Annotated in this window: 16 protein-coding genes; 8 read left to right on the top strand and 8 right to left on the bottom strand. The window is 64.7% G+C overall.

Going from position 1 to position 19,094, the window contains the following annotated elements; all coding sequences use genetic code 11:
- The first annotated feature begins 42 nt into the window (after window positions 1-42).
- Together alr and FHS54_RS04125 are read left to right on the top strand one after the other, a co-directional pair.
- Window positions 43-1,173, top strand: coding sequence for an alanine racemase (gene alr / locus FHS54_RS04130; RefSeq protein WP_167302488.1), 1,131 nt, complete (start codon window positions 43-45; stop codon window positions 1,171-1,173).
- Window positions 1,170-2,423: a D-amino acid dehydrogenase gene (locus FHS54_RS04125; RefSeq protein WP_167302487.1), complete on the top strand. Its 1,254-nt coding sequence runs from the start codon at window positions 1,170-1,172 to the stop codon at window positions 2,421-2,423. The genes alr and FHS54_RS04125 overlap by 4 nt, the downstream gene beginning before the upstream one ends.
- Window positions 2,424-2,623: 200 nt before the next feature.
- Here the strand turns inward: FHS54_RS04125 and FHS54_RS04120 are convergent, their stop codons facing one another.
- The gene (locus FHS54_RS04120) at window positions 2,624-3,988 is read right to left on the bottom strand and encodes an aspartate aminotransferase family protein (protein WP_167302486.1); all 1,365 of its coding nucleotides are present in this window, start codon (window positions 3,986-3,988) and stop codon (window positions 2,624-2,626) included.
- Between the two features lie 188 nt (window positions 3,989-4,176).
- Window positions 4,177-4,977 carry a 16S rRNA (uracil(1498)-N(3))-methyltransferase gene (locus FHS54_RS04115; RefSeq protein WP_167302485.1) on the bottom strand — a complete coding sequence of 267 codons (801 nt, stop codon included), beginning with the start codon at window positions 4,975-4,977 and terminating at the stop codon, window positions 4,177-4,179.
- Between the two features lie 87 nt (window positions 4,978-5,064).
- On the opposite strand from FHS54_RS04115, the gene ubiA reads away from it, so the two are divergent.
- The gene (gene ubiA, locus FHS54_RS04110) at window positions 5,065-5,967 is read left to right on the top strand and encodes a 4-hydroxybenzoate octaprenyltransferase (RefSeq protein WP_167302484.1); all 903 of its coding nucleotides are present in this window, start codon (window positions 5,065-5,067) and stop codon (window positions 5,965-5,967) included.
- Complete coding sequence (locus FHS54_RS04105) at window positions 5,964-7,412, top strand: phospholipase D-like domain-containing protein (RefSeq protein WP_167302483.1); 1,449 nt, start codon at window positions 5,964-5,966, stop codon at window positions 7,410-7,412. The genes ubiA and FHS54_RS04105 overlap by 4 nt, the downstream gene beginning before the upstream one ends.
- A 26-nt stretch (window positions 7,413-7,438) precedes the next feature.
- Here FHS54_RS04105 and smc read toward each other — a convergent pair whose 3' ends face one another.
- The 4 genes from smc to FHS54_RS04085 all read right to left on the bottom strand — a co-directional run bounded on the left by smc (window position 7,439) and on the right by FHS54_RS04085 (window position 13,000).
- The gene (gene smc, locus FHS54_RS04100; RefSeq protein WP_167302482.1) at window positions 7,439-10,882 is read right to left on the bottom strand and encodes a chromosome segregation protein SMC; all 3,444 of its coding nucleotides are present in this window, start codon (window positions 10,880-10,882) and stop codon (window positions 7,439-7,441) included.
- 80 nt (window positions 10,883-10,962) lie between these two features.
- Entirely contained in the window at window positions 10,963-11,697 is a 735-nt protein-coding gene (locus FHS54_RS04095) for a thioredoxin domain-containing protein (RefSeq protein WP_167302481.1), read from the bottom strand.
- A 44-nt stretch (window positions 11,698-11,741) separates the two neighbouring features.
- Entirely contained in the window at window positions 11,742-12,410 is a 669-nt protein-coding gene (locus tag FHS54_RS04090) for a thioredoxin domain-containing protein (protein ID WP_167302480.1), read from the bottom strand.
- 47 nt (window positions 12,411-12,457) lie between these two features.
- Complete coding sequence (locus FHS54_RS04085) at window positions 12,458-13,000, bottom strand: DUF721 domain-containing protein (protein WP_167302479.1); 543 nt, start codon at window positions 12,998-13,000, stop codon at window positions 12,458-12,460.
- Window positions 13,001-13,026: 26 nt separating this feature from the next.
- Here FHS54_RS04085 and FHS54_RS04080 point away from each other — a divergent pair, with 26 nt between their 5' ends.
- From FHS54_RS04080 to FHS54_RS04065, 4 genes are read left to right on the top strand one after another with little or no spacing between them, the layout of a single operon-like run.
- Window positions 13,027-14,091, top strand: coding sequence for an A/G-specific adenine glycosylase (locus FHS54_RS04080; RefSeq protein ID WP_167302478.1), 1,065 nt, complete (start codon window positions 13,027-13,029; stop codon window positions 14,089-14,091).
- Window positions 14,084-15,004 (top strand): NAD(+) diphosphatase, encoded by a 921-nt coding sequence (nudC, locus tag FHS54_RS04075; protein ID WP_167302477.1) that lies wholly within the window; start codon window positions 14,084-14,086, stop codon window positions 15,002-15,004. The genes FHS54_RS04080 and nudC overlap by 8 nt, the downstream gene beginning before the upstream one ends.
- 43 nt (window positions 15,005-15,047) lie before the next feature.
- The gene (locus tag FHS54_RS04070) at window positions 15,048-16,385 is read left to right on the top strand and encodes a TldD/PmbA family protein (RefSeq protein WP_167302476.1); all 1,338 of its coding nucleotides are present in this window, start codon (window positions 15,048-15,050) and stop codon (window positions 16,383-16,385) included.
- Window positions 16,372-17,169, top strand: coding sequence for a 3'(2'),5'-bisphosphate nucleotidase CysQ (locus FHS54_RS04065; protein WP_167302475.1), 798 nt, complete (start codon window positions 16,372-16,374; stop codon window positions 17,167-17,169). The genes FHS54_RS04070 and FHS54_RS04065 overlap by 14 nt, the downstream gene beginning before the upstream one ends.
- Window positions 17,170-17,208: 39 nt before the next feature.
- On the opposite strand, the gene FHS54_RS04060 is transcribed toward FHS54_RS04065, so the two are convergent.
- On the bottom strand, window positions 17,209-17,742 hold the full coding sequence (locus tag FHS54_RS04060) for an NADH-quinone oxidoreductase subunit E (RefSeq protein ID WP_167302474.1): 534 nt from the start codon (window positions 17,740-17,742) through the stop codon (window positions 17,209-17,211).
- A 70-nt stretch (window positions 17,743-17,812) separates the two neighbouring features.
- A complete protein-coding gene (purD, locus tag FHS54_RS04055) occupies window positions 17,813-19,090 on the bottom strand; it encodes a phosphoribosylamine--glycine ligase (protein WP_167302473.1) in 1,278 nt (425 codons plus the stop codon).
- Between the last annotated feature and the right edge of the window lie 4 nt (window positions 19,091-19,094).

The following is a 19,094-nucleotide window of genomic DNA, read 5'->3' as shown; positions in this document are numbered from 1 at the left end:
TCCACGGATTATGGCGATAATATTCCTGTGAAGGGAAGCGCCATGCAATGTGCGGATAGTGCCGGAGCCGTGTTGCGCATCGATCTGGATGCGCTGACTGAAAATTATCGCGCGCTTCAACGGCAGGTCGCGCCAGCGTCGGTCGCGGCGGTGGTCAAGGCCGATGGTTATGGCATCGGCGCAGAGCTTGTCGCGCAGACATTGCTGAAGGCGAATTGCCGCCATTTCTTTGTGGCGCAACTGGGTGAGGCCATTGCGCTGAAGCCCGCCTTGCCCGCCGATGTGCCGTTGTTCGTCCTCAACGGATTGCAGCCCGGTGCCGAAGCGCAATGCGCTGCCATCGGGGCGACGCCGGTGCTCAACTCGCTCGACCAGATCGAACGGTGGAGCGCCTTGGCGCACCGGATGGGCCAGCCGCTGCCAGCCGCGCTTCAGGTCGATAGCGGCATGGCGCGCCTTGGTCTGCCACCGGAGGAGGTCGCCGTCCTGGCCGATCAGCCTGAACGGCTCGCGGGGATCGACGTCCGGCTGATCATGAGCCATCTGGCCTGCGGCGATGAGCTGGACTCCGCCTTTAACGCGCAGCAAACCGCTAATTTCGAAGCGCTGACCCGGCATTTCCCCGATGTGCCCCGCTCGCTCGATAATAGCGGTGGCAGTTTCCTGCCGCGCGGACATTTCGACATCGTCAGGACCGGCATCGCGCTTTATGGCGGCGTGGCGCAAACCGGCGCGCGCCCGTTGCGCGCCGTCGTCGCCCTGGAAGCCCGGATCGTGCAGGTGCGGACCATCGCCGCGGGTGCTGGTGTGGGCTATGGCCTGACCCACAAGTGCGAGCGCGAAAGCCGGATCGCGACCATCCCGGTCGGCTATGCCGATGGCTGGCCCCGGCATCTGAGCAATAGCGGGTCGGTCTTTATCGCGGGCATCCGCGTGCCGATCGCCGGGCGGGTGTCGATGGACAGCATCACGCTGGACGTGACCCATGTGCCTGCCGAACTGATTTATCCCGGCGCAGCGGTGGAATTGATCGGTCCTCACCAGACGATCGACGATGTCGCCACGGACGCGGGCACCATTTCCTATGAAATCCTGACCCAATTGGGTCGCCGCTATCGCCGCGAACTTGTCGTGGCGGAGCGGGTCGATCAGAAACGGAGCATAATGGCATGAAGGTCGCTATTCTGGGCAGCGGAGTCGTTGGTGTAACGTCCGCCTGGTATCTTGCGCAGGCGGGGCACGAAGTGACCGTGATCGACCGGCAGGACGGCCCGGCGCTGGAAACCAGCTTTGCCAATGCGGGGGAGATTTCTCCGGGCTATGCCTCGCCCTGGGCCGCGCCGGGGATCCCGATGAAGGCATTGCGCTGGCTATTCATGAAGCATGCCCCGCTGATTTTGCGCCCGCAAATGGATATGGCGATGCTGCGCTGGATGACAGCGATGCTGGGCAACTGCAATGAGCGGTCCTATGCGATCAACAAGAGCCGGATGGTGCGGCTCGCGGAATATAGTCGTGACCGGCTGATCGACCTGCGGACGGAAACCGGCATCGCTTATGATGAGCGTAGCCAGGGAACGTTGCAGTTGTTCCGCGAGCAGAAGCAGCTCGACGGCATCGCCAAGGATATTGCGGTGCTGAAGGCCGATGGCGTGCCGTTCGAAGTACTGGACCCGGCAGGCTGCATCGCGGCCGAACCTGGCCTCGCCAGTAGCGACATTCCGCTGGCGGGGGGGCTGCGGCTTCCCAATGATGAAACCGGCGATTGTTTCAAGTTCACCAATGCCTTGGCCGAGATGGCGAAAGCCAGCGGCGTGACCTTCCTTAACGGTCGGACCATTGCGCGGATCGCGACGAACGACGGCAAGGTCAGCCATGTCGAAACGGATCAGGGGCGGGTTCAGGCCGATACCTATCTGGTGGCGCTTGGCAGCTACTCGCCGCTGCTGTTGGCACCTCTGGGGATCAGGTTGCCGGTCTATCCGGTGAAGGGTTATTCGATCACCGTGCCGATCGTCGATGAACCCCGCGCCCCGGTTTCGACTTTGCTGGATGAAAGCTACAAGGTCGCAATCACGCGACTGGGCGACCGGATCAGGGTTGGCGGCATGGCGGAGCTTTCGGGCTATTCCAAGGGGCTGCCCAAGGCGCGGCGGGATACGCTCGAATATTCGGTGGGCTCGCTCTTTCCGGGCGCGGGCGACCTCGGTGCGGCGACCTTCTGGTCAGGACTGCGGCCGATGACGCCCGACAGCACGCCGGTCATCGGCGGCACGAATATTCCCAATCTCTTCCTCAATACCGGCCATGGCACATTGGGATGGACCATGGCTTGCGGTTCGGGGCAGGTGATCGCGGATATTATCGGCGGTCGGAAGCCAGAAATCGAAACCGCTGACCTTGCCATCAGCCGTTATTCCTAAGGGCTAGTCCGTTACCGGAAGGCAGCGCACGGGCCACGGCCTGTGCCTGCCCTTTGGCTTGTCATCTACTGTTGGCGGTCGAGAGAGGCGCTGCGATGTCGCGCCTTCAACATCGCGGGACCCGCCATAAGCCGCGATAGGTCAGTCGCCCCCGACCGCTTAGCTGTGCATGGCACAGCTGCTTGTCGGGGGCGATGCCGTTACGCGAAGCTCTTTTCGAAAATGTCCATGGTCCGGGCGAAGCGCTCGAACAGATCGTCCAATTCCTCGGACGTGATGATGAGCGGTGGGCACAGGACCATTATATCGCCCAAAGCCCGCACGATGATGCCCTGTTCCAGCCCGATTTCCACGACCCGCGTGCCGGCCTTTGCCGCCGGATCGAAGGCGACGCGGTTCGCGGGGTCCGCGAACAGCTCGATGGCGCCGATGAGCCCCACTCCGCGAACTTCGCCGACGAATTTGCGACCTTCATAGCTGCGCAAACCCTTCTGGAATTGCGGTGTCAGGGATTTGACATGCGCGAGGATGTTATCCTCTTCATAGATATTCAGCGTTTCGAGCGCGATCGCGCAGCTGACCGGATGGCCCGAATAGGTGAAGCCATGACCAAAAGTGCCGATGTTGCCGCTGTTTTCCGCGATGGCCGAAAAAATCTTCTCATTGACCATCACCGCTGAGATGGGTGCGTAGCCCGACGACAGCGCCTTTGCGGTGTTGATGATGTCGGGCTTCATTCCGTAAGTGGTGGATCCGAACATCTCGCCGGTCCGGCCAAAGCCGCACACGACTTCATCGGCGACCAGAAGCACGTCGTACTTCGCCAGTACCTTTTGCACCTTTTCGAAATATGTGGCGGGCGGGACGATGACGCCACCTGCACCCATGACGGGTTCGGCAAAGAATGCAGCGACCGTTTCGGGACCTTCCTGCAAAATGCGCTTTTCAAGATTGTCGGCCAGGCGGGTGGCGAAATCCTCTTCGCTTTCCCCCGGCTGCGCGTAGCGGAAATGGTGCGGACAATCGACGTGCATGATATTGTGGATCGGCAGGTCGAAATCGCGATGATTGACCGGAATCCCGCCAATGCTTGCGGCAGCGACGGTCACGCCATGATAGGCGTTGATGCGTCCGATGATCTTCTTCTTTTCCGGCCGGCCAATCGCATTATTATAATACCAGATCAGCTTTACCGCGGTATCGTTCGCTTCAGAGCCGCTATTGGCGAAGAATACCTTCGACATCGGCACCGGCGCCATCGATATCAGTTTGCTGGCAAGTGCCGCCGCAGCCGGATTCGAGCGCCCGGTGAACGTGTGATAATAAGGCAGCTGGTACAGGGCATCGCTGCCCGCCTTGGCAAGACGTTCATTGCTGAAGCCGAGCGACGCGCACCACAGGCCCGACATCGCCTCAAGATAGCGATTGCCCTTGTCGTCTTCCACGAAGATCCCGTCGCCGCGAGTAATGACCAACGGGCCAGTTTGCGCATGAGCGGTCAGATTCGTGAACGAGTGAAAGTGTGCTGCAATATCATTGGCTGCATTGGCATTAGGATTGTTCATTATCTTCGCTTTTCCGATCTTAAAAAAAGCCCAGTTCCGCCTTCCGTGGAAACTGGGCGCTAGATCCCATGCCACATCGAGCCAACGCCACTCGATGACGTCGCGGTCGATATAAGGCGTCTGCAACCATGTGTAAAAGTATAAGACGGCCATTTTCTGCTAATGAGCGCGATAATCGGACGACCGCGTCAGATCCCTTGAAAAGGCGCTCTCAGCCACGCCGTGATCGCGGGCCGATCGCGTTCGCCCCAATCGCCGTTGATCGTCATCCATGCGCTTGTCGCCGCGATTGCCGCCGTTTCCGCCCTGAGGATTCGGGGGCCGAGCGACACTGGCACCGCCTTTGGCAATGCGCGGATGGCGTCGCGTTCGGCTGGGTCGAACCCGCCCTCGGGACCGATCAGGAACGCCGCCGGGCCGGGATGGGCGGCCAGACTGGTTGCCAGTGGCTGCCCTCCACTTTCATCGGCAAAGAACAGCCAGCGTTCCTGCGGCCAGTCGCGCAGCAGGGCGTCCAGCTTGATGAGCGCGCTCAGTTCCGGCAGCGCCGTCCGCCCGCATTGCTCCGCCGCTTCGACCAGATGCGCGTGCAGCCGGTCAAGGTTGAGCTTGTCCACGACCGCCCGACGCGTCAGCACGGGCTGCAGCCTGGCAACGCCCAGTTCGCAAGCCTTTTCCGCGATCAGATCGATGCGCCCCTTTTTGATGGGCGCGCAACACAGCCAGAAATCGGGCACATCGTCCAGCGGCCTGGTTTGTTGCACGCATTCCAGCACCAGGTCGCGCTTGCGCATGTCCCGCACCCGTGCCGCCCATTCGCCTGACCGTCCGTCGAACAGCAGCACGATGTCATCGGGCTTCATCCGCATGACGCTGATCAGATAATGGGCCGGATTGCCATCGACCGGCACAGCCACGCCTTCGCCCAACTGCGTTTCGACATGCAGGCGCGGGGCGCTTTGCGGCGGCCAGGCGGGGGTTGCGGTCATATCCTTGCACTCCGTTCGGGCTGAGCTTGTCGAACCCTTCCATTTCTCTAAAGAGGAAGAACGGCCCTTCCACAAGCGAGCGTGACGTTGAGTGACAGCATAGTTCCCGACACGCAGGCGCGGGGCCTGCTCGCCCGGCTGCCGGAAACGCCGCGGGCGCTGGCGCTGCTCGCGCGTTTTGACCGTCCGATTGGTTGGTGGCTGCTCTTCTGGCCGGGCGCATGGGCGACGGCGCTGGCGGGCGGCGTGGGCGAACGCTGGCCGCTCATCCTGTGGCTGTTGATCGGCAGCATCGCGATGCGCGGCGCGGGGTGCGTGTTCAACGACATTGTCGACCGCGATCTGGATAGAAAGGTGGCGCGCACGGCAGCGCGCCCGTTGGCAAGCGGGGCGATATCCCTCAACATGGCCTGGGCATGGCTGATCCTGCTGTGCCTGATCGGCCTTGTCGTCCTGCATCAGCTGCGTCTGTCCGCGCAAGTTGTCGCGCTGGGCAGTCTGGCGCTGGTCGCCGCCTATCCTTTCATGAAACGGATCACCGGCTGGCCCCAGCTGTGGCTCGGCCTCGTCTTTTCCTGGGCAGCGCTGGTCGGGTGGAGCGAGGTTATGGGCGTGCTGACGGCACCGGGCCTGCTGCTCTATTGTGGCACGATTTTCTGGGTCGTGGGTTATGACACCATCTATGCGCTGCAGGACCGGGAGGATGACGCGTTGATCGGCATCGGGTCGAGCGCCCTGTCGATGGGCCGACACGTCCGTGCGGGCGTATCGCTCTGCTATATTGTCGCGCTCACGCTTTGGGTCGCCGCGCTCTGGCAGGTAAGGCCGCAGCTTCTGGCGCTTGTGGCGCTCCTGCCCGTGGCCGTTCACCTCGCCTGGCAGGCGGCAACCTTGAAGGAGGACGGCGTCGACCCTCTCCGCAAATTTCGGTCCAATCGCTTTGCCGGGCTGCTGATGTTCCTGGGCTGCCTGGTCGTGGGCAGCGCATGACCGCCCCGCGCGAAAGCGACGATTGCTGGCGCATCGCCCGCGCCGAACGCGCCAGCGTCATCATCGACGCTGAATGCTATTTCCGCCATGCCCGCGCCGCGATGATGAAGGCCAAGCGGCGGATCATGCTGATCGGCTGGGATTTCGACGCCGCGATCAGCCTGATTCGTCAGGATGAGGCAAAGGATGATGCGCCCGTCATCATTGGCGATTTCATCAGCTGGCTGGTCGAACAGACGCCGGAACTGGAGATATTCCTGCTGCGCTGGGACGTGGGCGCGATGAAGTCGATGGTGCAACCCACCAACCTGTTCACCACGGTCAAGTGGATGACGCACAAGCGCATCCGTGTGAAGCTGGACAGCCATCATCCACCCGCCGCATCGCATCACCAGAAGATCGTGGTGATCGACGATTGTTTCGCCTTTTGCGGCGGCATCGACATGACCGCCGATCGATGGGACACGCGCCATCATCGCGACGCCGACCCCAACCGTCGGCATCCCGACGGCGACCCCTATGGCCCCTGGCACGACGCGACCACCGCTCTGCAGGGGGATGTTGCCATGGTGCTGGGTGATCATGCCCGCGCGCGCTGGAGCAAGGCTGGGGGCGGTGAGCTGGCCCGCATAGAGGGCGAGCATGATTGCTGGCCCGAAGCGCTGCCCGTGCAGTTCGAAAAGGTGGATGTCGCCATTTCCCGCTCCGCGCCGGAAATGGATGACCAGCAGCCGGTGCTGGAAATAGAGCGGCTCTACCTCAACCAGATCGCCTCGGCGAAGCGGTCCATCTATGCCGAAAGCCAATATTTCGCCTCCCGCCGCATTGCCGAAGCGCTGGCGGCGCGGCTTGGCGAACCGGATGGTCCCGACATCGTCATCATCAACCCGGAACAGGCGGACGGCTGGCTGGAACAACAGGCCATGGACACGGCCCGCGCCAGGTTGGTGGAAGCATTGCGCGCCCGCGACATTCACGGTCGGTTGCGCATCTATCATCCCTTCACCGTCCGGGGGGAGCCGATCTATGTCCATGCCAAGATATTGATCGTCGATGATCGCGTGATCCGCGTGGGTTCGTCCAACATGAACAACCGCTCGTTGCGGCTGGATACCGAGTGCGACGTGACCATCGACGCCAGCCTGCCCGCCAATGCCGGGCAGGAAGCAACCATTCTGTCGATCCGAGATGACCTGATTGCCGAACATCTCGATCTGCCGGTCGAGCGCGTGGCTGCCGTCATCGCCGAGCGCGGGCTGGTCGCCGGGATTGAGGAACTGCGGGACAAGCCGGGCCGCACCCTGCGCCCCTATGTCACGCCCGATCTCAACGATGTGCAGACCTGGCTGGCCGACCATGAGGTATTGGACCCGGAAGGTCCTGATGAAATGCTGGAGCCGATGAACCAGCGCGGTCTATTCCGCCGAATGAAGCTGTGGTCCTGAAAATCACAGGAGCAGATCCTACCCGCTCACTCCGCCGCCAGCAGCGCCTCGGCTCCGCCCAGATTGACGGACACCAGCCTGCTGACGCCGCGCTCCACCATGGTCACGCCGAACAGCCGGTGCATCCGCGCCATCGTAACCGCATTATGGCTGACGATCAGGTAGCGCGTGTCCGTTTGGGCCACCATCGCGTCCAGAAGGTCGCAAAAACGCTCGACATTGGCGTCGTCCAGCGGGGCGTCCACTTCGTCCAGCACGCAAATCGGCGCCGGGTTGGTCAGGAACAATCCAAAGATCAGAGCAACCGCTGTCAGCGCCTGTTCGCCGCCGGATAACAGCGTCAGCGCGGCCAGTTTCTTGCCCGGCGGCTGCGCCATGATTTCCAAGCCCGCTTCCAGCGGGTCGTCGCTGTCGATCAGTTCCAGATGCGCCTGGCCGCCGTTGAACAAGGTGGTGAACAGCCGACGGAAATGCCCGTCCACCGCTTCAAAAGCGGCGAGCAGCCGCTGCCGACCTTCGCGGTTGAGGCTGCCGATCGACCCGCGCAGCCGGTTGATCGCCTGCGTCAGTTCCTCGCTTTCGGCGCGGCTCGTGGCCTGCGTCGTCTCCAGCTCTTCCAGCTCCTGCGCTGCCACCAGATTGACCGGCCCGATGCGTTCGCGCTCTGCCGACAGCCGGTCATGGTCCGCCTGCTCCGTCTGCGCTATCCGCACTTCGGCGCTCGCGAAGCCCAGCTTTTCCGGCAGCAGCGGTGGCGGACATTCGAAACGTTCACCTGACAGGCGGGTCGCTTCGATCCGCTTTTCGTCCGCCGCTTCGGCGCGGGCAACGGTCGTGGCACGCCGCTCACGTGCCTCGGCGAGTTTTTCCCCCGCCTGCGCAGCGTGGCTTTCCGCGACGCGCAAGGCGACCTGCGCCTCCGCTTCCGCAAGGCGCGCTGTTTCGGCCGCCTGCGCCAGCCCGCTATCCCGTTCGCTCAGCTGCGCAATCGCGGCGGCGACCCGGTCGGGCTCATCAGCGATGTCGGAGCGTTCCTTTGCCAAGGCTTCGCCACGCTCGACCATCGCGCCGATTCGCTTGGCGGCTTCCCCGGCGCGCGCGCGCCAGCCCTTCGCTTCGGCGTCGGCGGCGGCCATGCGTTCACGGTCGGCGGCCAGCGCACGGTCGGCCAGCGCCTGATCTGCCTGAAGCTGGCCAACCGACGTCCGCGCCCTTTCACTCTGCTGCAATAGCGACGCGACCAGCGCGCGCGTTTCCGCGCCGTCGGACATGGCAGCACGGGCTGCCTGCGCCTGGTCATGTTCAGCCTGTGCAGCGCTCAAATCGGCACGTGCCTGGGTGAGCCGTTCTTCGATGGCTTCGCGGCGTCCCGACAGTCGTTCCAGCGCCGTCGCCGCTTCGTCGCCTGCGCGCAGGGCTGTGCGCAGCCGTTGCTCGGCGTTCGAGAGCGCAGCGCGCCCGTCGGCGAGCGCCTGCGCGGAGTCGCGTTCGCGGGTCGTTGCTGCGTCTTGCGCCGCGCGCGCCGCCTCGACCTCGGCTTGCGCGGCGGGGTGGGCGGCCAGAATCGCTTCCAATCGGTTGAGCCGGATCAGCCGTTCCGCCGCCGCCGCGCCGCCTTCCGCCGCGACATAGCCATCCCATCGGCGCATCTGGCCGTCCTTGGTCACCAGCCGCTGACCTGTGGCCAGCGGCTGTCCCTCATCCCTCTCAACGACTGCGATCTGCGCCAGCCTGCGGCTGAGTTCAGCAGGCGCGGTGACATGATCGGCAAGCGACGAGCAACCGGAGGGCAGAGGCGGATCACTGTCGAGCGGAACGGCCCCCGCCCAGCGCCGCGTGCCATCATCCCCGATCCCCGCTTCCAGATCGTCGCCCAGAGCGGCGGCCAAGGCCCTCTCATAGCCGGGCCTGGCCTTCAGCCGGTCCAGCGCCCGCACATGTCCGTTGCCGCCGCCGTCGACCGTGCGCCGGATCGCCGCTGCCTCGCTATCCAGCGCAGCCAGCGCGGCCCGCGCCGCCGCCAATGTGGATTCGGCGGTGGCCCGGCCTTCGGCGGCGGTCTGGCGCGCGGCGTCGGCCTGTCGAATCGCCGCTTCGGCGCTGTCGCGATCGGCGGACGCGCGTTGCTGTTCGGCCTGCGCGTCTGCGCCCTTTTGCTTGAAAGGCGCGATATCCGGCAGCGCCGCCGCCTCGGCCTCCAGCCGCGCGGCATCCCGCTCCGCCCGCTCCATCTGGCTGCGGGCTGCGGTCAAGGCGGCTTCGGCAACGCGCAGTTCCGCCTGCTCCCCCGCTTGGCGCGCCATTGCCTTCGCCAATTCCAGTTCGGCGTCGCGCGCTGCATCCTCGGCCCTGGCGATGCGGGCGGCAAAGTCGGGGCGTATCGCTTCGGTTTCCGCGATCCGCGCTTTCAGCTTCCTGGCTTCATCGCCAAGGCGCGTGATCGCCTCCGCCGCGTCATTGGCCAGCGCGCCTTCGCGCAGACGGTCTTCTTCCAGCCGGTCCGCCTGCTGCGCCAGGTCATGCAGCCGCCGCACCACGCCGTCGCGCTCCGACCGCAACGCGGCCAGCTTATGTCCTGCCTCACTCGCCTCATCGCGAGCGACCTGCGCCGCCGCGCGCCTGTGGGCCAGTTCCTCCATCGCCGCATTGGCGTGGACGGCGGCGGCGCGCTGCGCTTCCTGCGCCTCGATGACGGCATTCTCCGCCTCCTTCGCCTCCGTCCGCGCAGCCTCGGCGCTGGCCGCTGCCTCGCGCCAGCGGGCGAACAGCACCCGTCCTTCCGCGCTGCGTATTTGTTCCGATAGGCGGATGTAGCGTTCGGCGGCCTTGGCCTGGCGGCGCAGGCTGTTGGCCCGCGCCTCCATATCGGACAGGATTTCGTCCAGCCGGACCAGATTGGCTTCGGCAGCGCGCAGCTTTTGCTCGGCATCCCTGCGGCGGACGTGCAGGCCGGAAATACCCGCCGCCTCTTCCAGCATGGCGCGCCGTTCCTGCGGTCGGGCGGCGATGACGGCGGCGATGCGCCCCTGGCTGACCAGCGCCGGGCTGTGCGGCCCGGTGGCGGCGTCGGCGAAGATCAGCGTGACATCCTTGGCCCGGACATCGCGGCCATTGGCGCGATAGGCGCTGCCCGCGCCGCGCTCGATCCGGCGCGTAACCTCCAGCTCGCCATCAGCGCCGACTTCAACGGCGTTGAACAGCTCACCCTGTTCCTGCACCGTCAGCAGCGACACTTCGGCAAAGTCGCGCTGCGGCCGGGTGGATGTGCCCGCGAAGATCACATCTTCCATGCCCCCGCCGCGCATCGACCGGGCGCTGGATTCGCCCATCACCCATCTTATGGCTTCCAGCAGGTTGGACTTGCCGCAACCATTGGGGCCGACAATGCCTGTCAGCCCCGGTTCGATCCGCAGCTCCGTGGGGTCCACGAAACTCTTGAACCCGGATAGTTTGAGCCGCTTTATCTGCACAAGACGACTTCAGGGCAGGGTTGCGTAACCGCGCCCCCTGCTGAACAGGAACAATGGAATGTCAGCCCCCCGGATGACAATCAAAGACCCGCTTGCTTCAGCTTGGGCTGCAACGTTGCCCAATTTGCGGTGTTTTCCAGCACGGTGCCGTTCAGGATGAAAGTCGGCGTCCCTTCGATCTTATATTCCGAACTCGCGGTTTCGACGCCCTTGGCCAGTTTTTCCGCGGCGGCGGTGTCAGCCAGGCATTGCTTAGCCTGATCTTCGGCGATGCCGCGCTGCTTGGCGAAATCGATGAGGCCGATGGCATCGGCGAGCTGACCGAAGCGCTGAGCCGGTGGCGCGCTCATCAACTGCTGATATTTCGCGTCGCCCAAGCCCTGCGCTTTTTCGAACATCGCATTCTGGTTGGCGAAAAATTGGTCGGACAGCGGGTAGAACAGGTCCTTGCCGCCGCAGCGCGCCAGCAGCGATGTGGAAATGTCGATCGGATCGCGCACGAAATTGCGCAGCTCATAGCTCATTTTGCCGGTGTCAACGATCTTGCGGATTTCGTCCGATGCTTCGGCGGCGAAGTCGCGGCAGTGGCTGCATGTGTAGGACGCGAATTCCAGCAGCTTCACCTTCGCCTGCGGGTTGCCCATGACGAAGTTGCCGTCTGGCGTGGCCGTCACCGTCGATGACCAACTGGTTCCGGCGGGGGCCGCAACGGCGTCCACGGGGCCGGCGGCGGTCGAATTGCCCGCATCCGTCTTGCCGCAGGCGGTCAGGGTCAGGGAAAGGGCGATCAGGGCGAGTCCGGGAAGGGCTTTCACGTAATTCAGCTCCGCTTGTGGGCGTGTCGTTCGGCTTGTTTAGTTTACTGCGCGGTGGTCGGCAATGCGGCGCGCAAGTCCGTCCAGCTCGATCCGCCAGCCAGTGCCCCATTGATGGTGAAGGCGGGCGTGCCGCCGATCTTCACCTTTTTCCAGGCTTCATCGGTCATCGCCACTATCTGCTTCATCGACGCTGCATTGCCGATACATGCGTTGAGTTGCGCAGGCGTGAAGCCGCGCTTCGCCATCAGGGCATAGAGCCCGGTCTTCTGCCCGATGTCGCGCAGCGCCGCCTTCTGATCCTGCGGCTTGGCGGCATCGCGATCATAGACTTGCAGCTTTTCCATCCATGCATTTTGGTTGGCGAACAGGGCCTCGTGATTGCCGAAGAAACGCTTTGGCCCGCCGCACCGCGCAAGCAGGGCAGCGGTCAGATCATATTTGTCGCGCACCGCATTGCGGACCTCCACGCTGACCTTGCCACCGTGCACATAGCCGGTCTTGAGCGGCCCGCTCGCCTCCGCCACGAAATGGGCGCAGTGGCTGCACGTGTAGCTGACATATTCGACCAGCTTGGCGGGCGCTGCCGGGTTGCCCAGCACATGGCCGCCGATCGGCGACAGGCTCACTTGATTGGTCCAATTCGCCGCCGGGGCTGCGGCGAGGGCGGTAGGGACGACCGCTACCGTCAGGGGCAGGAGAAATTTTCTCATATGCCGAACCATATAGTGCGCACCCTGAATGGCAGCCGAAGCATCTGTCACCTGATTTTGGGCAAGCCGTTGGAATTGGCAAGCCCCTGAGCCAGCGATTCCAGCACAGCACGCAGTTCAGGGTCGCCGATGCCGCGCAGCGAGTCGCCCAGTTCCACCGGCACGGGCTTCAGGTTGCGGGGGGGCGGGCGGCGCTCGCAAGGCGTGGGACGCACTTCGCCCTGACGCATCGCGATCTTGGCCACGGCGGCATAGCCAAAAAATCGGTTCACTCGTTCGATGATGTCGGGCAGCACATGCTGGATCATCGGCGCATGGCCGCTCATCACCGTCAGTTGCAGCGTGCCGCCTGCTTTCTTGCCCACTGGGAAGCGGATCGATTCGGGCGCGGAAATGTCGGCATAATGCCCGCCCACGATTTCGGCCCAGCGCGTCACGATGCTGGATTGGACGAACCCGAATTTGCGAAACGCGGCGGCGCCGATCTGCGGCATCAGGTCGGCAATCTGCCGTGGTCCGCCCACGCGGGGACGGTCGTTGCCCTTGGCATCGCGGTTTTTCATTTTCGGCGTTGCGGGGCGTTCCGTCATCGCTCGCTTAATGGCATAGCGCCGCCATGCGCGTCGAGGGGACTCACACAAAAATCGCCGGGGACCTGCTGGCGCATTATGACCTTCACGCGCGCCGCCTGCCCTGGCGCGCGCCGCCGGGAAGCAACGCCGCCGACCCCTATCGCGTGTGGCTTTCCGAAGTCATGCTGCAGCAGACGACGGTGGCCGCGGTCATCCCCTATTTCACGAAATTCACGGAACGCTGGCCGACAGTCGATGCACTTGCCGGGGCGCAGGATGCCGACCTGATGGCGGCATGGGCCGGGCTGGGCTATTATGCGCGGGCTCGCAACCTGCTCGCCTGCGCCCGCGTCGTCGCGGCGGACCATGGCGGCGCTTTCCCATCGACCGAAGAAGGCCTGCGAGCGTTGCCCGGCATAGGCGACTATACCGCCGCCGCCGTCGCCGCGATCGCCTTTGGCCACAGTGCGGTCGTGGTGGACGCCAATGTCGAACGGGTGGTGGCGCGGCTCTTTGCCATCGAAACGCCGTTGCCTGCCGCCCGGCCAGAGATTCGCGCGGCGGCGGGCCGCATCACCCCCGACAGCCGCGCGGGTGACTTTGCGCAGGCGATGATGGATTTGGGCGCGACCATCTGCACGCCGCGCAATCCTGCCTGCGGCATCTGCCCGTTACGAGAAGATTGCGCCGCCTTTCGCACCGCCGATCCCGCCGCCTTTCCGGTCAGGCTGGCCAAGAAGCCACGCCCGCACCGCCTGGGTCATGGTTGGTGGATTGAGCGAGCCGATGGCCACGTCTGGCTAGTCCGTCGTCCCGCCAAGGGTCTGCTGGGCGGGATGCGGGCGCTGCCGTCATCGGACTGGAGCGCCGCGCCTGACGCCGCCCCGCCGCTGGCCGCAGGATGGACGACGCTTGCTGACCCAGTGGCCCATGTCTTCACGCATTTTTCGCTGAACCTGACCGTGCATGTGACGCATCTGCCGCTGGACGTCGCGCCGCCGGGCGACGGCGAATGGTGGCCGCTGGAACAGATTGCAGAGGCAGGGCTTCCCACCCTGTTCCGCCGGGCGGCAGAGGCTGCGATGAAGGAGAGTAGGCAAGATGCATGACCGCAGCGGCCTGCGCCGCGAACAGCTTGGGTTCGTTGGAGGGCAAATCGACCGGGCCGATCATATCCGCACCCGCCCGGAACTGGTTGCGCAGGCGTTTGCATCGCCTGAAGCGCGGCTGGTGGTGCTTGATGGCCTCGATCCCGTCACGGCGGACGGGCATCTGGTTATGACAGCGCCGGAGCCGGGCGCGCAGGCGCAGGACCATGTGCTGCTCGGTCTCGACGAAAGCCAGCGCCCGGTCTTTGTCCGTCTATCGGCTGGGGTGGAGGGCGGTTTTTTCCCGACAGAGCGGAGCCGCGCCGTCGCGAACGAACTGCCCGCGCACGAAGTCGCGCTATATGGCACGGCGCGCAGCCTGGTCCACTGGCATGCCCGCCATCGCTTCTGCGCCGTTTGCGGGTCGCCGACTCATCCTGAAAAGGCGGGCTGGGCGCGGCGGTGCAGCGCCTGCAATGCGGAGCATTTTCCGCGCGTCGACCCCGTGGCGATCATGCTGGCCGAACATGACGGACGGGTGCTGGTCGGGCGGCAGCACGGCTGGCCGGAGCGCTTCTATTCCGCGCTCGCCGGTTTCATCGAGCCGGGCGAAACGATCGAGGAAGCGGTCGCCCGCGAAATCAAGGAGGAAGCAGGCGTCACCGTCCATTCCGTCCGCTATGTCATGAGCCAGCCCTGGCCCTTCCCATCCTCGCTGATGATCGCCTGCATCGGTCAGGCGCAGGATGACGCGTTGACGCTGGATGAAACGGAAATCGAACATGCCTTCTGGTGCGATGCTGCCGGGGTGCGCGCCGCCCTCTCCAATGATCCCGCCGCGCCTTTCATTGCGCCCCCGCCCATGGCCGTCGCCCACCATCTTCTGAAACACTGGCTCGACGGGCAGCTTGTCCCGCCCGGACCAAGCGCGTAAGGCCCTGAGCCTTCACTCAACCCAGCAGGATCGCCGCAAACCCATGCTCAGCCTCGAAGAAGCCCAGTCGCGCACTCAGGATCTGGTGACCGCGGCACGCAGGGCCGGGGCGGACGCAGCCGATGCGGTCTATTCCGGCAATGCGTCTACCACCGTGTCGGTTCGTTTGGGCGCGCTGGAGGATGTGGAACGATCGGAAGGCGAAGAGATCGGCCTTCGCCTCTTCATCGGCCAGCGGTCGGCCAGCATCTCCGCGTCCGACATGAACCCGCAGACGCTGGGGACGTTGGTCGAACGCTGCATCGCCATGGCGCGCGAGGCACCGGAAGATCCCTATGCGGGGCTTGCGCCTGAAGATCGCCTGCTGCGGCAACCGCCTGCCGATCTTGATCTGGCCGACGCGTCGGAACCTGAACCTGCGGCGCTGCGCGAACGGGCGCATATCGTGGAAGAAGCGGCGCGTGCCGTGTCCGGCGTGACCAATAGCGAAGGCGGTGGCGCATCCAACGGCCGCAGCCAGATGGCACTGGTCACCAGCCATGGGTTCGCCGGAGCCTATGCAGGCACCAGCCATTCGACCTGGGCCAGCGTCCTTGCCGGGACGGGCGCGGACATGCAGCGTGATCATGCCAGCCATAGCGCGCGCTATCTGCAGGACCTGGAGGATGCGGTAGCGATCGGCACCAGGGCCGGGGAAAGGGCGGTGGCATCGCTCAATCCGGTCAAGGTCGAAAGCAGCGTCATGCCCGTCGTCTTCGATCCGCGCGTCGGGTCCAGCCTGATCGGCCATCTGGTCGGCGGCATGGTGGGACCGGCCATCGCGCGGCGTTCCAGCTTCCTGCTCGAATCGCTGGGCCAGGCGCTGTTCGACAGCGCCGTCACCATTATCGACGATCCGCTGCGGGTGCGCGGTTTGCGATCGCGGCCATTTGATGGAGAAGGGCTTCCCGTCGCTAGCAGGGCGTTGATCGAACAAGGCGTGCTGACCGGATGGCTGCTCGACAGCGCCTCGGCGCGCCAACTGGGCCTTGAGCCGACCGGTCATGCCAGCCGGGGCGGAGGCTCTGCCGGGGTCAGCAATGTGCATATGGAACCGGGCAGCCTCTCGCCCGCCGCGTTGATGGCGGACATCAGGCGCGGGCTTTATGTTACCAGCCTGATCGGCATGGGCGTCAACGGCGTCACCGGCGACTATAGCCGTGGCGCGGTGGGCTTTTTGATCGAAGATGGCGTGATCGGCCAGGCCGTGTCGGAAATCACCATCGCGGGTAATTTGAAGGACATGTTCCGCGCGATGACGCCCGCCAACGACCTTGCGTTCCGCCACGGCATGAACGTTCCCACGCTTCGCGTCGACGGGATGACCATTGCCGGAGGCTGATATCGACCTGCGCGCCATTGTCGGTGCGGTATCGGATGCGGCGGACCGGGCGCTGACGCTGTGGGCGGGCGGGCAGACGCTCGTGCGCCAATGGGAAAAAGTGCCCGGCCATCCCGTCTGCGAAGCGGACCTGGAAATAGACGAGATGCTGCGGCAAAGCCTGGGCGCGATCGATCCGGGTGCCGGCTGGCTTTCGGAAGAGACTGCGGACACGGTTCACCGGCTTAATCTCTCGCGCGTGTGGGTCGTCGATCCGATCGACGGCACTCGCGACTATCTGCGTGGGCGTACTGGCTGGGCCGTCTCCGTGGCGCTGGTCGAACAGGGCGCGGTGCGCGTCGGCATCCTCGCCGCGCCCGCTCGCAACCAGCTATGGCTGGCGCAGGCGGGGCAGGGGGCGAGCCGAAACGGGCGGTCGCTCACCGCCGGGACGCGCACCCGCCTGCCCGGCTCTCGCGTGCCTGCCGACCAACTGCCCCGCCACGACAGCGACCTTGTCACCGTGGACAAGCCCAACAGCATCGCCCTGCGGATGGCCATGGTGGCGGCGGACGAAGCTGACCTAGTCGCCACCGTGCGTTGGGGCAATGAATGGGATATCGCCGCCGCTGGCTTGATCGCGCAGGAATCCGGCGCAATCGTCACAGATGCCTTAGGCGACCCACTGTCCTTCAACCGTCCCCAGCCTACCGCCTTCGGCCTTCTTTGCGCCGCCCCCGGCATCCACCGCGCCGCGACCGACCGCCTCGCCCCCCGCGCCCGCGAGTTGCTGGCGCGCGGCTGATTTCAGCTTTCGAAACCTCAGCTGGCGGAGCCTGAACGGTCAGAGCTTGCCGTATTTGGCTTCAAAGCCTGCGAAGTCGCCAGCGGCCAGATATTTCGCCTGTTCGACCCACTGGTCGCGCACGGGGCGTCCTTTGAAATTGCCGAGTTTTCCGTCGATCGTCGCGATGTCGGCGTCAGTCCAGTTCGCGATCTGGGCGTAGCGCGTCACGCCCAGGTCGATGAGCTGCTGGTTGAGCTTGGGGCCGACCCCCTTCATTCGCAGCAGGTTATCACTTTCCCCCGCAGGCATGGCGACCGATGGAGAGGCGGGAATCGGAGTCGGCGCTACCACTGGTTCCGCAGCCGCCACTGGCTCGGGAGCCGAGGAAGCAACTGGTTCAGAGATCGGCGCGCGCACCGGGGCGGCGGGGATGGGGGCTATGTCGGCGGCATTCGCTGTCGGGGCTGCAACCTGCGCATCATCCCCGCGAATATCTGCCTTGCGCCGTCCTGCCAGCAGGAACACCAGCGCGATGACGATCAACAGCCCGACCAGCAGCCAAAGGCCGTAGTCCATGAAGAATTCCTGCATTTTCAGTCCTCCCTGTTCTGACGGCTATCTAAGAACGCCCGGCGGTTTGTAGCAAGGGCGGTCTGACCTTTTATCGTGTCTCGCGCGCTACTTCCCGCCAGCCAATGTCACGGCGGCAGAAACCGCTGGGGAAATCGATGGCATCGACGGCACGATAGGCGGCGGCCTGTGCCTGGCTGACTGTGTCGCCGGTAGCCGTGACATTCAGCACCCGTCCGCCATTCGCCACCAGCAAACCGTTGCTTTCCGCCGTCCCCGCATGGAAAACATGTGCGCCACTGGCTTGGGCTGCGTCTATGCCGCGAATCTCGCCTCCCTTTTCGGGCGTGCCGGGATAGCCATTGGCCGCCATGACGATGGTGAGCGCGGCCCGGTCCGCCAACTGCACAGGCCCCTGATCCGCCAGCTTCCCCTGCGCCACGGCGAGCAGAAGCGCGGCAAGGTCGCCGTCAAAGCGCATCATCAGCACCTGGCATTCCGGGTCGCCAAAGCGCGCATTATATTCGATCAGCTTGGGGCCTTCGCTGGTCAGCATCAAACCGGCATAGAGCACCCCGGAATAGGGCGTTCCTTCGGCGGCCAGCGTATCGACGGTCGGTCGGATGATCTTTTCCATGACCTCCGCTTCCAGTTCGGGGGTCAGGACTCGCGCCGGGCTGTAGGCGCCCATGCCGCCGGTGTTGGGGCCGGTGTCGCCGTCGCCCACCCGCTTGTGATCCTGCGCCGAACCAAAGGGCAGGATGGCGCTTCCGTCGGTCAGCGCAAAGAAGCTCGCTTCCTCGCCCGTCATGAATTCTTCCAGCACGACTTCAGCGCCCGCTCCGCCGAACGCGCCGGAAAACATGAAGTCCAGCGCCTCAATGGCCTCTTCGCGCGTCTCGGCGATGATCACGCCCTTGCCCGCCGCCAGGCCATCGGCCTTGATGACCACCGGCAACCCGAAGTCATCGAGCGCGGCGACCGCGCCGCCCTTGCTGTGGACCCGTTCATAGCCTGCCGTCGGTATGCCGGCCCGCTTGCACAGATCCTTGGTAAAGCCCTTGGACCCTTCCAGCTGCGCCGCCTTCTTCCCCGGTCCGAACACCGGATAGCCCTTGACCCGCAGATTGTCGGCCAGCCCATCGACCAGCGGCGCTTCCGGGCCGATCACGACCAGCCCGATCGACTGGCGCAGGCAGAAATCCACCACGGCGCGATGATCGGCGACGTCAAGGTCGACCAGCGTGGCATGCTGGGCTATGCCCGGATTGCCCGGTGCGGCATAAAGGGTCTGTAGCAAGGGCGATTGCGCCAGCTTCCAGGCCAGCGCATGTTCGCGGCCACCACCGCCAAGCAGAAGGATGTTCATTTCG

Origin of the sequence: Sphingobium vermicomposti (assembly GCF_011762025.1) — a bacterium.
GTDB classification, from domain to species: domain Bacteria; phylum Pseudomonadota; class Alphaproteobacteria; order Sphingomonadales; family Sphingomonadaceae; genus Sphingobium; species Sphingobium vermicomposti.
This window is presented reverse-complemented; position numbering and strand designations above follow the sequence as displayed.